Source organism: Bacillus sp. 05T21 (assembly GCF_056396785.1).
In genome coordinates, this window is sequence record NZ_JBFTMD010000041.1 from 16,000 (window position 1) to 29,755 (window position 13,756).

Consider the following 13,756-nt stretch of genomic DNA (forward strand, 5'->3'; position numbering starts at 1 on the left):
TAGTCTTCATGCTAGAAATCATAATAATAATAAAAATTATTCCTATAATACCAATCATACTAACCAAAATAAATCCCTCACTTTTTATTATAAAGATGCAAATATAATAACATAAATATAGAATGAAAAATCTTGCAATGCATTTTCTTATCGGGGTACAGACCTACATGAATTGCACCCAAAAAGAAGTAATCGTTGCTATGCCCCTTTTAGTTTCAATGCAACTTATACTTTACATTAAGTAATATATAAGTTACATTATTCTATGGAGGGAATTATTATGAAAAATCACGTAAAAATAGCTCGTGTAAAAGCAGATTTAACACAACAGCAGCTTGCTGATGCAGTTGGTATTACAAGGCAAACCGTCAGTCTAATTGAAAAAGGGAAATATAACCCGTCACTAAAGCTATGTTTACAAATTTGCTATGCCGTAACTGCAACCTTAGACGAAATATTTTGGATCAATCAGGAGGATTTTAAATGAAGAAGATTACAGATGAAAGACTCATTTTAAGGAATTTGAAAAATGTTAGAATTACGTATGTTGTCCAAACAATCGGGATTTTATGCATTCTTGGTTACGAGTTCTTTCAAGGTGGAATTGATGGGATGCGTGAAAACCCACTTTGGATAGTATTTATTTTAACATCTGTTGTATCTGCCTATTTATCGATGAGTGTTAGTGTGGAACATGAAAAGGAAATGCGAAATCCAAAGAAATCACTTATTGTTAGTATGGTAGTACTAACAATTATTGTAGGGACTGTTGCATATCTTATTTCTATTACACCGAAATTTGGCTGGATTGATGGTCTATTAGTAGGAGCTATTCTATTTATTTGTGGGTGTATACCGATGTATTATGTATATAGATTAAGAGTAAAGCAAGAAAAAGATTTAGAAAATGAATAGAGGGAGCTGATAAAGTTGATGTCATTTTTTAAAGAAGCAAAACTAGTTTGCCATATTTGTTGTAAAGAAATTATCGAAGGGGAAGAATTTATTGTTCGGTTAAACCTACCAACTAGATCTAAAATGCCAGTCGGGGTATTAGATAAAGTTTTAGTAAAAAATGCAAAAGAAATTTTGTGTGCTCGATGTGATCAGCAGAATACATCCGAATAATTGATTGTAGTGCACTTTGAAACATCAGATAACTAAAATCTTAATGCCTGTTTATTTAGCGATGTATGGAATCAGTTATTTAGGGCTTTTATATAGTGTTGTTATGCGTTCTAATCAAACTATTTTATAAAAAAAACTCTAGATGTGGTGTGTAGGAATCCGTTTTGAATTATCTTTTTCAAAATGGATTTTTTTATTTGTTGCAAAATACACGTTCTATTAATATTTTGATTAAACTTTTATTTCAAAGCAATACTTTTTTGCGTTATCTTCATACTGTAAACGACCGTTTATGGTACTTATTGGATAAAAAGAAACGCTAATCAAAGTATCTAAAAACATGAAATCTCAAAAATATTTAAATTGGGTATTCGGATAATAGTGTAAAAAAGGAAGTATAGTTGACAAATATTTTTTTTACAATTAGTATTACGTTACACGATATATCGTAAAACGTAACAACAGAGGGGAGATAAACAAAAGAATCATGAGTTCAATTGAACGATTTTCAGAACCTACATTATTTATTTTAATTAGTTTGGCTGAGGGTAACAAACATGGGTATGCAATTATGGAGGATATTGAGAACTCCTATGATATTAAAATTGGCCCTGGTACTTTATATGGTGCTATTAGTCGCATGGAAAAGAAAAAGCTTATTGAAGCTATTTCAACAACAGAAAGGAAAAAACCATATCAAATAACCTCTGAAGGTAGAGAGTATTTACAAGAAAAATTAAAGGAAATTGAGAGTGTCACCAAGTTAGGATTTAAGAGGTTAGGTCTAATATGAAATGGCTTATTAATTTATATCCAAAAAAGTGGAGAAAGCGCTATGGAGATGAGTTTTTATATATTTTGGAGAACAGGAAACTTTCTTTGAAAGAAGTAATAGATGTATGTATTAATGCTATGGATGCGAGATTTTTAAATGTAGTGGAGGGGATTATTAATATGGAAAAAAAAGTTCGTGAAATGATGCTTCATTCTGTTTTTAAGCGTTTTTTAATCATTGTTCCAGTAATCTTTTTAGGATTATTCAGTGGGTATTTCATTGCTAATTACACCCCATCAATTTCTGAGTTATCACCTAAATTAGTATTACTAATTGGCGTTGGTTTAGGGGTATTTGTTGGTTATGTAGTGGGTTTAGTAAGAGGGATTATGCGAGTAATAACAGTAACACAAAAAGAAGATGTATTTTTACCTACTGGCAAATTAAAATTTGATAAATTAGAAAGATAAACTTCACTAATTTTGTATGAAAGGGGAGGGGGAATCATGAATTATAAAGTCCTGAAAGATGTAAAAATAATGTGGGGGTTTTTTTTCAGTATAGTGTTGAGTGTTATAGCAGTAGCACTTGCAATATATAATATTAGTTATTGGGTAGTTTTGGTCATTTTATCTGTAATAGTTTTGTCTTTTAGTGTATATAGAGCAGATGAATTATATAATAAAGAGGATGGGGATAATTAGATACCCTCATTACATAATACAATGACTATAATTTGGTAATCTAAAGAGTTGCTTCGACAGCTCTTATATATTGATTTTTAAAGATTGCTGATTAGCTTTCTAAGGTATATTTTTTTAGATTATGCAGTTTTTTGTTCTTGATTGGATACAGTGTACTGATAAACGACACCTTAAAATATCAAAACCGTCTTTTTCTCATATCGATAGGATTTTTTCTGTAAGAGTTCAAATAGGCGAAGGAGAATTTTTGATATTTCTTGGGTGTCTTTTCGTATAGCTTCATACATTAGTTACAGATAATCTTGAATCTTACGTAAAAGTGAAAGGTCAATGGATGTATATGTATTGAGCTGTAGATTCCGAAGGAGACACCATTAATTTTTATCTGAGTCAAACAAGAAATCACAAGGCTGCAAATCGCTTTTTTAATAAGGCTTTGCGGTCTTTTTCATGTTTCAAATCCCTGTGTCATCTCAGTAGATAAAAAGATACCTAATGACATCCCAATCAGACAAGTAAAATATCTAAATAACATTATAGAACAGGAGCATCGTTTTATTAAAAAACGTGTGCGCTCGATGTTAGGGTTCAAGTCATTTAAAACTGCAATTTTTATATTAAGTGGTATTGAAGCTAAACATATGATGAGAAATGTACACATTGATTTACAAAACCAGTCTGTCCAAAATCAGAAAAATTTCATTCATAAAGTGTTTGGACTTATAGGGGTAGCACCACATCGCTATCAAGCTAAAAAAATAGGTCACCCCCAAAATGAAAAAACATGTTAAATTCCCATAGATAACTATCTTATATTAATTACATAACCTAGTGTGTGATATAATAATATAAAGATATTATATTTAAAGGGGGGATTCAAATTGGTTAAAAACTTACCTTTACTAATAGTGATTTTAATACTTGGTGTAAGTTCTTCTACATTAAGTATGAATGGATACTTTTCTCCAGTTATAGAATGGTCTTTAATGATTATAAGTATTATTTTAAACATTACTGCAGTGATAGGTTTATCACTACACGTTCTTGTATACCAACCTATGAAAAGATTTGAAACAAATTTAAAAGAGACCTTCAAATAAAATAATTATATTTGAGGTAACACCACATCGCTATCGAGCTAAAAAAATGTATCCATAAAAAGAAAAAATACGCTATTCTTTCTGTAGAATCATAGGAAAGGATGGCGTTTTTTATGTCTGTTTCTGTGTCTGATGAATTACAACTATTTGCTCAAGAGATTCAAAGTTTTTTATCTCCAAATACCTTACGGAATCTTGCTAGAGATGTTGGTTTCGTACAACGAACCAGTAAGTACCAAGCAAAAGATTTAATAGCTTTATGTGTATGGGTGAGCCAAAATGTAGCTATGACTTCTTTAACTCAATTATCTAGCTGTTTAGAAGCATCAACAGCAGTACTTATCAGTCCTGAGGGACTGAATCAACGATTTAATAAGGCGGCCGTCCAACTTTTACAACACCTACTACCCGAACTATTAAGCAAAAAATTGACCTCATCTATGCCGATTTCTTCTCCATATACTTCTGTTTTCAAGCGTATTCGTATTTTAGATTCAACTGCATTTCAACTTCCAGATCCTTTTTCATCCGTTTATCCAGGTGCAGGGGGATGCAGCCATACAGCGGGAGTAAAGATTCAGCTTGAGTATGATTTATTAAGTGGACAGTTCCTTCATATTCATACGGGTCCAGGGAAACAACATGATCGAACTTACGGTTCTCTGTGTGTTCCAACTGTGACAGCGAATGATTTATGTATCCGAGATTTAGGGTATTTTCATTTGAAAGATCTTCAACACATACAAGATAAAAAGGCTTACTATATCTCTCGTATTAAATCAAATACACGTATTTATCAAAAAAATCCCAACCCTGATTATTTTCAAGATGGAAGAATAAAGAAAGGTACAGAGTATATACAGATAGATATGGAGGTTGTAATGAACTCTCTTCAACCAGGACAAACATATGAAATATCTGACGCTTATGTAGGAATGATTGATAAAGTATCAACTCGTGTGATTGTTCATCGGCTAACAAAAGAACAACAACAAAAACGATTACAAGATCAAGCTGTAAGAGAAAAAAAGAAAGGAATGAAGTATTCCCCTCGTAGTAAACGTTTCAGTGGTATCAATGTATATATGACAAACACCCCTACAGATATTGTCCCGATGGGACAAGTACATGATTGGTACTCTTTACGTTGGCAAATCGAGATTATATTTAAAACATGGAAATCGTTCTTTCATATTCATCATTGTAAAAAGATAAAACCAGAACGATTGGAGTGCCATTTATATGGACAATTAATTAGCATCCTTCTTTGTTCATCCACCATGTTTCAAATGCGCCAATTACTCCTCCTCAAGAAGAAGCGAGAATTAAGCGAATAACAATCATGTAGCGTAATCAAAAAAATTGAAACCCGATAGGGTTTATTTGGTATGCAAATCTTTAAAGAACTGACACTGGATCTTTAGAAAAAAGAAAAAATCTCACGTGAAATTAAATTATATAAGCTTAGCTTGATGGGCATGGGCTGTACCCCAATAAAGTTAGTTAAAAACTACAATCATGTTAATTCATTTAGTTCATTCAAATCTTTCATATACCATGCATTCATAGCAGAATGATCAGAACCTGATAATGGTTCATGTAAAAGTGTAAATCCAAACTTTTCATATAGTATACATGCAGTTTTTAATTCATGCTTTGTTTCTAAGTAGCATTTTGTATAATGTTTAGCAGAATATGATAAAGCAGTTTCCATTAACTTCTTTCCAAATCCTAAACCTTGTGTTTTTGGACTTAAGTATAACTTCTGTAATTCGCAAACTTTTTCATGTTCGTTAAAAGGCGCTATACCAATTCCACCAACCACTTCTCCTTCCATTTCTATCACCCAATAGTTTCCATGTTTTAAATTAGTATAATATTGGTGAAGGTCGTTAAGTTGAGGGTCAAAAAATGCTGTTCCAGGAATCGCCAATCCAAGTGATCTTAATGAATTTTGTATTATTTTTTTAATTTTTGCATTATCTTCTTTTTTTATTTCCCGAATAATCATATACTCTCTCCTTCAATTAGATCATAATAAAAGTTTTAATTTTTTGAAAATTATCTCCTTAAAACGTTGACTTAGTCCACATTTTAAGGATACAGTTATGTTAATATTAAACGTGGATTAAGTCAACTAAAGGAGAGACTATGGATAAAAAAATTATTAATGATATTAGACAATTCAATCGATTTCATACAAGGGTACTTGATTTATTTAATAATCAAATTCTAGATACAAATTATTCATTAACCGAAGCACGAATACTGTTTGAGATAAGTGAAAGAACTAAGTGCATTGCGAATAATCTCGTGCAAGAACTTAATATTGATAGAAGCTATATGAGCAGAATTTTACGTAAATTAGAGAGGGAAGAATTAATAAAAAAAACAAGCTCAACAATAGACAGTAGAAAAAGCTTTCTTTTTTTGACAAAAAAAGGTGAGAAATTGCTAGATAAAATTAATATTCAGTCAGATGAACAAATAAATCAACTATTTAAGGGATTAACTGATAGTGAGATTAATCAAATTCTTAATTCAATGTTGGTAATACAAGAAAAGTTAGATAAAAGGAAAGTTTAAATGTCCATACAATTTCCGATTGATTTTGGAGCGATGTTTAACCATTCTTTTTTTGAAAAAAACAACCTTATAACCCTTGAAATAACTCTATATGAAGTCGGTAAAAAAGTTTATAAACTACTTTAGTATCTCTATACATTAATATATATGTTATAAAAAGGAAAGATATAGTCAATATGAGGTACCACTAGGAAAGTGGAGATTTACAAGGTTCTGTTGCAAAGTTTCAAAAGCATAAACAGGTGTTGCTAAATGGTGGAACCATTTAGGCAGAGATTAATAATTTGTGTAATTCATTATACGCTGAAAAACCGAAGTCTTCAAAGAGGCTCCGCCTTTGCAACAGAACCGTATTTCTCTCCAAAAATCTTCAACAAACGGGCCATATTGTGGAGCACATATAAGAAAACTGGAAGGAAGTTAAAGAGATGAAAATGGATATTAGGAAACTTAACAAAGGCGAAAAACTTCCAATGGAGTTGTTGTTATTGGCTGACCCTTCAAGAGAAATTGTTGAAGAGTATGTCAATAGGGGCGAATGTTTTATAATTGAAATCAAACAGCAGACTATTGGAGTCTATGTATTACTTCCAACAAGGCCTGAGACAGTGGAACTTGTGAATGTTGCGGTCGTCGAGGATAAACAAGGTAGAGGTATAGGCAAACGGTTGGTGTTGGATGCAATAAGGGTAGCTAAGACAAAAGGTTACAAAACAATTGAAATTGGAACTGGAAATTCAAGCGTAGGACAACTGGCTCTTTACCAAAAATGCGGATTTAGAATAATTGGTGTGGATATGGACTTTTTCGTTAGGCATTATTCTGAGAAAATCTTTGAAAACGGTATTCAGTGCAAAGATATGGTTCGTTTATCTCAAGAGTTATAGGTTAAAAAGCTTTCAGCAAACGGGCACGATTGCTGAAGAAGGGTAGCAAAAGCTACTCTTCTTTTGTTTTTCCCTTTATTTTTTGGTGTAAGTACAGTAGTTAGAATGAAGCATGATCTAAGCCGTCCCATCTAATTTAAAAGTAAACTTTTGAATATTTGTTTACATTAAATAAAAAGAAGACCGAATTAGAAAAACAATCTAGTTCGGTCTTCTTTTTATTTTAAATTCATTAATAATCGCTTTTTTCACATCACTATAAAATACCATTATCATCATTCCCAATATAGTTATAAATAAAGAAATTCCTTCAATACCAATAAATATCCCTATAAATATAAGAGCAATACCTATAAAAAAACCAAAATCATTTTCCTCATCATCGTCCTCACACTCATCCTTATCCTTTTTATCTAACTCCTTCCTAGCACCCTCTGATCCCTTTATTAACTCATCAATTGTTACTTCATATAATTCACTAAGTAAAATCAAATTATCAATATCAGGATAACTTTTATTGCTCTCCCATTTATAAACAGCTTGTCTAGTCACTCCAACCTTTCGAGCCACATCTTCTTGTGAAAAACTTTTTGATTCACGAAGCTTTTTCAATTGCGAACCTAAATTCATATTAATCACCTCTAAGAAATTATTACATATAAACCCCTAATCAATAAAGAAACCATTAGTCTAATACATGTAAACTAATGGTTCACATATTTAAATTCTTGCTAAATCACTTAAATATATATTAAACTAAAACAATATTATCAGAAACTAAAAATAGAATCCTAAAAACATAGGATTCTTTTTGTATTCTCGAAAGTAAACTTTTAAATATTAGTTTACATTCATTTTCCCATAATTATTAACCTTATCTCGAATCCCTTAATAATCTCAAAATCAACAACAAAAGTATACATTCAGGATGTTGATTTATCTCTTTTCCTTAAAGACGATAATACAAAGAAATATAAAACAGCTGGTATTATTCCAAAAAGAGCATTCCATACTAAGCCAGGTACCATAAAAACAAATGAAAACAATATACCTAATGAAATTACGCCAAATATCGCATAAATAAATAGTTGAACTAACTGAATTTTTTTAGGAGAATTCAGTTTACTTAAGACCTTTTTTGTAAACCAATCAATCAATAATGAAACTGGAATTCCAAATAATATAAATATAGGACTAATGTAGATTATGGCTATCATAAATATATCTAGAAATGAAAATTGATACGGATTAGCGAAAACAAAATCAAGTATTTCGAATAACGTAGACATAATTAATGCTGACAATATAGCTGCTATCAATCTTCTTAATAAATACACTGTTTTATCTCCTTTCATCAAAAAATTCAAAGTAAATACACTTGTAATATTTAGTTACCATAACTTCCGTTATCCGTAGTTTAATTTATGTTGTTTACCTGCTTTTTGATTTCATTTTTACCAATTTGATAACCTGAAATTGCTCCTAGTATCAATAAGAAAAAAACATTCCATTCAAATTTACCTGTAACAAAATTAAATACTAAACTACATACAAATGCCCCAATAATAAATAAAAATAATTGATTAAATTTCATCATTAACGCTCCCTTTTAGTTAACAAATCAAGAACATAAGTATATTCTCGATAAAAGTAAGGCAACCCTTTTATATAACGTGTTTTTACCAAGCTAACATAAAAGCACTAGTCAGTAGTCACTTTATCTAGAAAAAACCCTTTCAATTTATTTGCTGAAGGGGTTTCGTATTTACATAATTTTCGTTAGCGGAAGTTAATATATGTAATTTACTTACAAAAATTATCATTGTCAGACTGAAATTATGCTTTCTAACTCAGTAATTTCCTCACTAATTAACTGTTCTATTTTTTTTATAAAATCATCAATTTGATTAAGTTCCGTAAGAATAAACAGATTTGAACGCATCCAATAAGGCTTTGATTGCTTATTGTCAGCTACTACTTCTATACCTACAATTCCTCTTCTATCGTGTAAGAAGAATCTCATGTATAAGAAATGGGTTATATTGTCTATATCTTTACCTGAAACCCATTGAAACTCATGTAGTTTAAAAGTGGAAAAATTGATTATTCCCTCTTTTAAATTCTCGAGTTCTTCATTGGTGGTATATATGTTAATGCTCGCAGTGCCATAAAATCCAGTAAAGTCAAAATTCAATTCAAAGAAATCGGTATCTTCCCATATCTTTTTTATTTTTATATTTGGTTCAGGCATTGTGGTCTATCCTCCCATAAATTGCACTTTCCACTTGAGAATATTATAACAAGTTTTCCTTAACAAAAGGTCTCTATTAGATACGTTAAAACCAAGCATGTATATCCTATACATGCTTGGTTAACATAACGTCCTATTATCAATAGCAAGGACAAGGACAAGGAGGAATCTTACCCTTACAAGGGAACCTCCTTTCTTTGTTCTATCGACCTATGCATTTTTTTATACATTCCTTATCCTGGCACGGTTTTAGGGTTCTTGTTTGTTACTAGATTGGCCGAAAAACTGTATAAAATCTTGCATGCTCTTAGCGTGGCTTTTTTCCGAAATACTAGAGTGGGTACGGAAACGATTCTGGGTATAAGGGGCTACTATGTAAAAAATTACTTAGCAAAACCATTAAGAAGAACTTGTAGCTATAAATTTTTAGAGGAAGCATCCGTAGCGGATGCTTTTTTCTTTGCTATATAAAATTTATATAATAAATGAGAAATTAACTAAGAGGACAATTGAACAATGCAACTCATCATACCTCACACATTGATTCATAACTAAAATATTTTAAACAAACGTTTGTTTAATTTTCCTATACCTAATTTATTAATCACATATATAAAAAAGATAAGAAAACTCAATTTATATATATTTAAGAATTATAGTTAGTTATAACATGAATTTCATTTTCTTATAGTTAATTACTCCTAAATATAAACATATGTCTTTCTGTAAGAATGCTACACATTCTTCTCTATTTACCTATACCTACATTTTTTATAATTTATTACGAAATGTATGTTGATTTAAAACATTTTGTTCAAAATGTTTAATTGAAATTTTTAGGGGTTTAAGACCGTTCTTTGTTCTCCTTTTCTAAATTAACATAATTTTCAAATATCAAAAGTGGATATGTTAAGATTTGATATATAATAAAATCAACCCGTGGTTAGAGTGTTTGCTCCTATTCAAGTTATGAGATAGTTTATTTCACTTTTTTTCATTATCTAAAAAAGAACTTGTAGAGATACCTACAAGTTCTTTTTATTTTCAAATTCAATATTAATAATAATTTAACCATATTAACAGGGTGCTGCTATTGTTGTGGTCTTCATGTATATTAGCAAGTATTCATTTATTCACCTAGGATTTATACTATTCAAACCCCTGTTTTTTTCTGGGAACACCATGTACTTTTTATAAAATTCAAAAATTGCAAGCTAACACTCCTACTATACTAGTTTTATCTATATACCCTAGACCGTTTCGACTATCCATACTTTTATAACGATTATCTCCCATTACAAATAATTTGCCTGAAGGCACTTTCCTCTCGCTAAAGTTGGAGAAAAATTCAGTTTTATTAATTAAATCTTTGTAAACATAAGGTTCTTCTTGTTTCTCCCCATCTATATAAACGGAATCGTTAACCATTTTAACTGTTTCATTGGGCAAACCAATTATTCTTTTTATGTAATAATTGGAATCATTCGGTATTTTTATAACAACAATCTGCCCATGATATAATGGGCAGATTGTTGTAGCTGCTCTATTTACTAATATATATTCTTGATCTTGTACAGTGGGGTACATGGAATTTCCTTTTACTTTATAAAAATCAAAATTGAAAAATAACAACAAAAACATCAACATACCAAATAGAAAAAACTTTAAATTAAGATTATATTCTTGTTCTTCAGATAACATATGGTTCCATTCCTTATTAATAATTTCATAAAAAATGCCGCCTACTAAGTTTTAATGTAGGGGGCATTTTTTTATTATCTTCATTCGCTTTATTTAGTTTGTTTGAGAAGGGGTATTATCCCCTGTATCCTTTTTTAATTCAAAGTATGCATCTAAAATGTCTCTACCAATCATTGAATTAATTCCACCTTTATCATCATATACCCATGGTACAACAACAGAAAATGCGACTTCCGGGTTATCATATGGAGCATATCCTGCTAAAGTTAAATTATAACAACGGATTCTTTTCCCTTGTTCATCTCTACCAACAGGATCATCTCCTCCATAAACTGTTTGTGCTGTTCCTGTTTTACCAGCCGGTTTATAAGAAGCTTTTTGGAAATAATGCACACCTGTTCCATCACCTTCTTGAAATACTCTTCTGAAGCCTTCTTGTACTCGATCAATATATTCTTTTTTCATATCTACACGGTTCAATACAACTGGCTCCATGGATTGTACAACTTTTCCAATCTCTTCTTCTTTCACTGTATGCTCTCGAATCTCTTGCACAATCTGTGGTTTCATTCGATATCCCCCATTTGCAATAGTAGAAATGTATTGTGCTAACTGCAATGGTGAATACGTATCATACTGTCCAATAGCTAAATCTAGTAAGAAACCTGGCTGATAATTTTCTTTACTCATTTGTCCAATAGCTTCATTTGGTAAATCTATACCTGTTGGAACACCTAAACCAAATTGTCCAAAATAATATCTCATTTTATCAAATGTAGCTGCTGTAATATTTAATGAGCTATTAGGTACATAATTTATGCCTGCAATTTTTAAAGCTGTATTGAACATGTAAACATTTGATGAAACTTGTAACGCTCGTAGGTCATCAATAGTTCCAAAATCCTTCCAAGATTTTTTGGGTTTTGTTCCTTTAAAATGCATTGGTGCATCATGAAAATATGTTCCTGGCGTTATGGAACCTGTCTCAAATCCTGTTAAAAGTGTAGCTCCTTTTACGGTAGATCCAAGCTCATAAGAGCTAGTCAATGTACCTAAAGCATAATCTTCTACTTTTATATTCCCATCTTTTTTCACTAATTTTTTTCCAGCCATGGATAAAAGTTGACCTGTTTTTGGATCCATCATTACAACAAACGCTCGGTCTAATAGTGGTTCTGAACCTTTAAACTCTTTTAAACGCTTTTCAATAATCTCTTCAACCTGCTTCTGTAATTTCATATTGATTGTTAATGTTAAATTTTTTCCGTTCTTCCCATTGGAAATCATTTCCGTTTGAGTGATATTTTTTTCCTTGTCAGTAATATTTCGAACTTCAGCTTTTTCTCCATGTAATACGTCTTCATATCGTTGTTCAATATAACTTTTTCCAATGCGATCATTACGATTGTAACCACGCACTAAATAAGAGTCTAAATTTTCTTTTGGAAGCCCTTCTTCAGCACTTGTAATATTTCCTAATACCGAACGGAATAAATCCCCATTTACATAATTACGATCCCAGTCTGTTGTTGCATCTACCCCTGGGAATCTTTCTAAATTCTCACTTATTATTGCGTATTCTTTCTCGGTTGCGTTCTTTTTTATAACTTGAGGTGTCATTTGATATCCTGAACTCATTTTACTTTTAATAGCTAATACTTTTAGGTCTTCTGGCGTTAATTTACTTAGTTCTTCATCAGTGACACGTTCTCGTCTCAATTTTTCTATTTTATTATCAAACCCTTTTCCCTCAATATTTTTTGCTCTAAGTTTTTCTTCGTCTTGTTTCGTTATTTTTTTTTGGGCCTGTTCTTTATTCATTTGCATCCAAAAATCTTTTCTATCTGTTTCAGTTAATTTATTTATATCTTCTTCGGATATTTCAATTATATTTGAAAGGTCTTTAGCTACTTTCAGAATATCATCGGATTGTATACCTTTCATTCTTGTGTACGTTATGACACGAATAGCGTTATTGTTAACAACCTTTTCACCTTCTCGATCAAAAATCTGTCCACGTGGAACGGGGACACTAATGGTTTCGCTTTCTTGTTTTTCAACTATATTTTTATAAGATTCTCCATCAACGAGTTGTACTTTTCCTAACTGAAGAATAATAGTTGAAAATAGTAAAAACACACAAAAAAACAGTGCGTTTAATCTAAAAGTAACTTTATCTTTCTTTGTTTTATTGGGCTTTCCTTTGCTCATGTAAACCTCCGCTTTAATAATATTAAATCCAATACTTTTACTTAAAATATATTAAATAATATATAAGGATAAGTAAAGTTAAATTTAAAGAATTTCTAAAGTATTACCTGATTTTATTAATATATATTTTTAAAAAAAGAGAGCACTTATACATGCAATCGACTTAAGAAACTTTAATACTCCTAAAATACATCTCATCACTTCAAAAGGTACACTTTATGACATAGCTAAAAAACTAGATTTTTTTGTTTCAAAAATACAACTTAAGGTTCTGGTGCGAAAACTTCAAGATAATTGCAGGTAATCTCTAAATCTTGGACATACTGATACTATTACTCTAAAAAAGGTGCGTGATCAGTATGGAAAAGCGAAATTTATTCAAGTGGAAACATTATCATCATGATATTATTTTG

16 protein-coding genes and 2 pseudogenes are annotated in these 13,756 nt (G+C 30.9%); 11 read left to right on the forward strand and 7 right to left on the reverse strand.

What is annotated here, in order from left to right; translation table 11 throughout:
- The first annotated feature begins 280 nt into the window (after window positions 1-280).
- The 9 genes and pseudogenes from AC1DKZ_RS30520 to AC1DKZ_RS30560 form a co-directional block, all read left to right on the forward strand.
- Window positions 281-487, forward strand: a complete 207-nt coding sequence (locus tag AC1DKZ_RS30520) for a helix-turn-helix transcriptional regulator (RefSeq protein WP_476997766.1) — start codon at window positions 281-283, stop codon at window positions 485-487.
- A complete protein-coding gene (locus AC1DKZ_RS30525) occupies window positions 484-915 on the forward strand; it encodes a hypothetical protein (protein ID WP_476997767.1) in 432 nt (143 codons plus the stop codon). The genes AC1DKZ_RS30520 and AC1DKZ_RS30525 overlap by 4 nt, the downstream gene beginning before the upstream one ends.
- Window positions 916-933: 18 nt before the next feature.
- A complete protein-coding gene (locus AC1DKZ_RS30530) occupies window positions 934-1,128 on the forward strand; it encodes a hypothetical protein (protein WP_476997778.1) in 195 nt (64 codons plus the stop codon).
- A gap of 487 nt (window positions 1,129-1,615) precedes the next feature.
- Entirely contained in the window at window positions 1,616-1,921 is a 306-nt protein-coding gene (locus tag AC1DKZ_RS30535; RefSeq protein WP_476997768.1) for a PadR family transcriptional regulator, read from the forward strand.
- Window positions 1,918-2,373 carry a hypothetical protein gene (locus AC1DKZ_RS30540; protein ID WP_098589561.1) on the forward strand — a complete coding sequence of 152 codons (456 nt, stop codon included), beginning with the start codon at window positions 1,918-1,920 and terminating at the stop codon, window positions 2,371-2,373. The genes AC1DKZ_RS30535 and AC1DKZ_RS30540 overlap by 4 nt, the downstream gene beginning before the upstream one ends.
- 36 nt (window positions 2,374-2,409) lie before the next feature.
- On the forward strand, window positions 2,410-2,607 hold the full coding sequence (locus AC1DKZ_RS30545) for a hypothetical protein (RefSeq protein WP_476997769.1): 198 nt from the start codon (window positions 2,410-2,412) through the stop codon (window positions 2,605-2,607).
- Between the two features lie 304 nt (window positions 2,608-2,911).
- Window positions 2,912-3,398, forward strand: a pseudogene (locus tag AC1DKZ_RS30550) (IS6 family transposase); the annotation flags it as partial.
- Window positions 3,399-3,488: 90 nt separating this feature from the next.
- Window positions 3,489-3,707 carry a hypothetical protein gene (locus AC1DKZ_RS30555; protein WP_002090568.1) on the forward strand — a complete coding sequence of 73 codons (219 nt, stop codon included), beginning with the start codon at window positions 3,489-3,491 and terminating at the stop codon, window positions 3,705-3,707.
- Between the two features lie 113 nt (window positions 3,708-3,820).
- Window positions 3,821-5,041, forward strand: a pseudogene (locus AC1DKZ_RS30560) (IS4 family transposase); the annotation flags it as partial.
- A 182-nt stretch (window positions 5,042-5,223) separates the two neighbouring features.
- Here AC1DKZ_RS30560 and AC1DKZ_RS30565 read toward each other — a convergent pair.
- Window positions 5,224-5,718, reverse strand: coding sequence for a GNAT family N-acetyltransferase (locus AC1DKZ_RS30565; RefSeq protein WP_476997770.1), 495 nt, complete (start codon window positions 5,716-5,718; stop codon window positions 5,224-5,226).
- A gap of 140 nt (window positions 5,719-5,858) precedes the next feature.
- On the opposite strand from AC1DKZ_RS30565, the gene AC1DKZ_RS30570 reads away from it, so the two are divergent.
- Window positions 5,859-6,293: a MarR family winged helix-turn-helix transcriptional regulator gene (locus AC1DKZ_RS30570; RefSeq protein ID WP_476997771.1), complete on the forward strand. Its 435-nt coding sequence runs from the start codon at window positions 5,859-5,861 to the stop codon at window positions 6,291-6,293.
- Window positions 6,294-6,727: 434 nt separating this feature from the next.
- A complete protein-coding gene (locus AC1DKZ_RS30575) occupies window positions 6,728-7,180 on the forward strand; it encodes a GNAT family N-acetyltransferase (RefSeq protein ID WP_476997779.1) in 453 nt (150 codons plus the stop codon).
- 201 nt (window positions 7,181-7,381) lie between these two features.
- Here the strand turns inward: AC1DKZ_RS30575 and AC1DKZ_RS30580 are convergent, their stop codons facing one another.
- The 6 genes from AC1DKZ_RS30580 to AC1DKZ_RS30605 all read right to left on the reverse strand — a co-directional run bounded on the left by AC1DKZ_RS30580 (window position 7,382) and on the right by AC1DKZ_RS30605 (window position 13,343).
- On the reverse strand, window positions 7,382-7,810 hold the full coding sequence (locus AC1DKZ_RS30580) for a helix-turn-helix domain-containing protein (protein WP_476997772.1): 429 nt from the start codon (window positions 7,808-7,810) through the stop codon (window positions 7,382-7,384).
- A gap of 293 nt (window positions 7,811-8,103) precedes the next feature.
- Window positions 8,104-8,517, reverse strand: coding sequence for a hypothetical protein (locus tag AC1DKZ_RS30585; protein WP_476997773.1), 414 nt, complete (start codon window positions 8,515-8,517; stop codon window positions 8,104-8,106).
- Between the two features lie 80 nt (window positions 8,518-8,597).
- Window positions 8,598-8,774 carry a D-alanyl-D-alanine carboxypeptidase gene (locus AC1DKZ_RS30590; protein ID WP_242274153.1) on the reverse strand — a complete coding sequence of 59 codons (177 nt, stop codon included), beginning with the start codon at window positions 8,772-8,774 and terminating at the stop codon, window positions 8,598-8,600.
- 231 nt (window positions 8,775-9,005) lie between these two features.
- Window positions 9,006-9,431, reverse strand: a complete 426-nt coding sequence (locus AC1DKZ_RS30595) for a hypothetical protein (protein ID WP_476997774.1) — start codon at window positions 9,429-9,431, stop codon at window positions 9,006-9,008.
- A 1,200-nt stretch (window positions 9,432-10,631) separates the two neighbouring features.
- Window positions 10,632-11,132, reverse strand: coding sequence for a signal peptidase I (lepB, locus tag AC1DKZ_RS30600; protein WP_476997775.1), 501 nt, complete (start codon window positions 11,130-11,132; stop codon window positions 10,632-10,634).
- A gap of 93 nt (window positions 11,133-11,225) precedes the next feature.
- The gene (locus tag AC1DKZ_RS30605) at window positions 11,226-13,343 is read right to left on the reverse strand and encodes a peptidoglycan D,D-transpeptidase FtsI family protein (protein WP_476997776.1); all 2,118 of its coding nucleotides are present in this window, start codon (window positions 13,341-13,343) and stop codon (window positions 11,226-11,228) included.
- Between the last annotated feature and the right edge of the window lie 413 nt (window positions 13,344-13,756).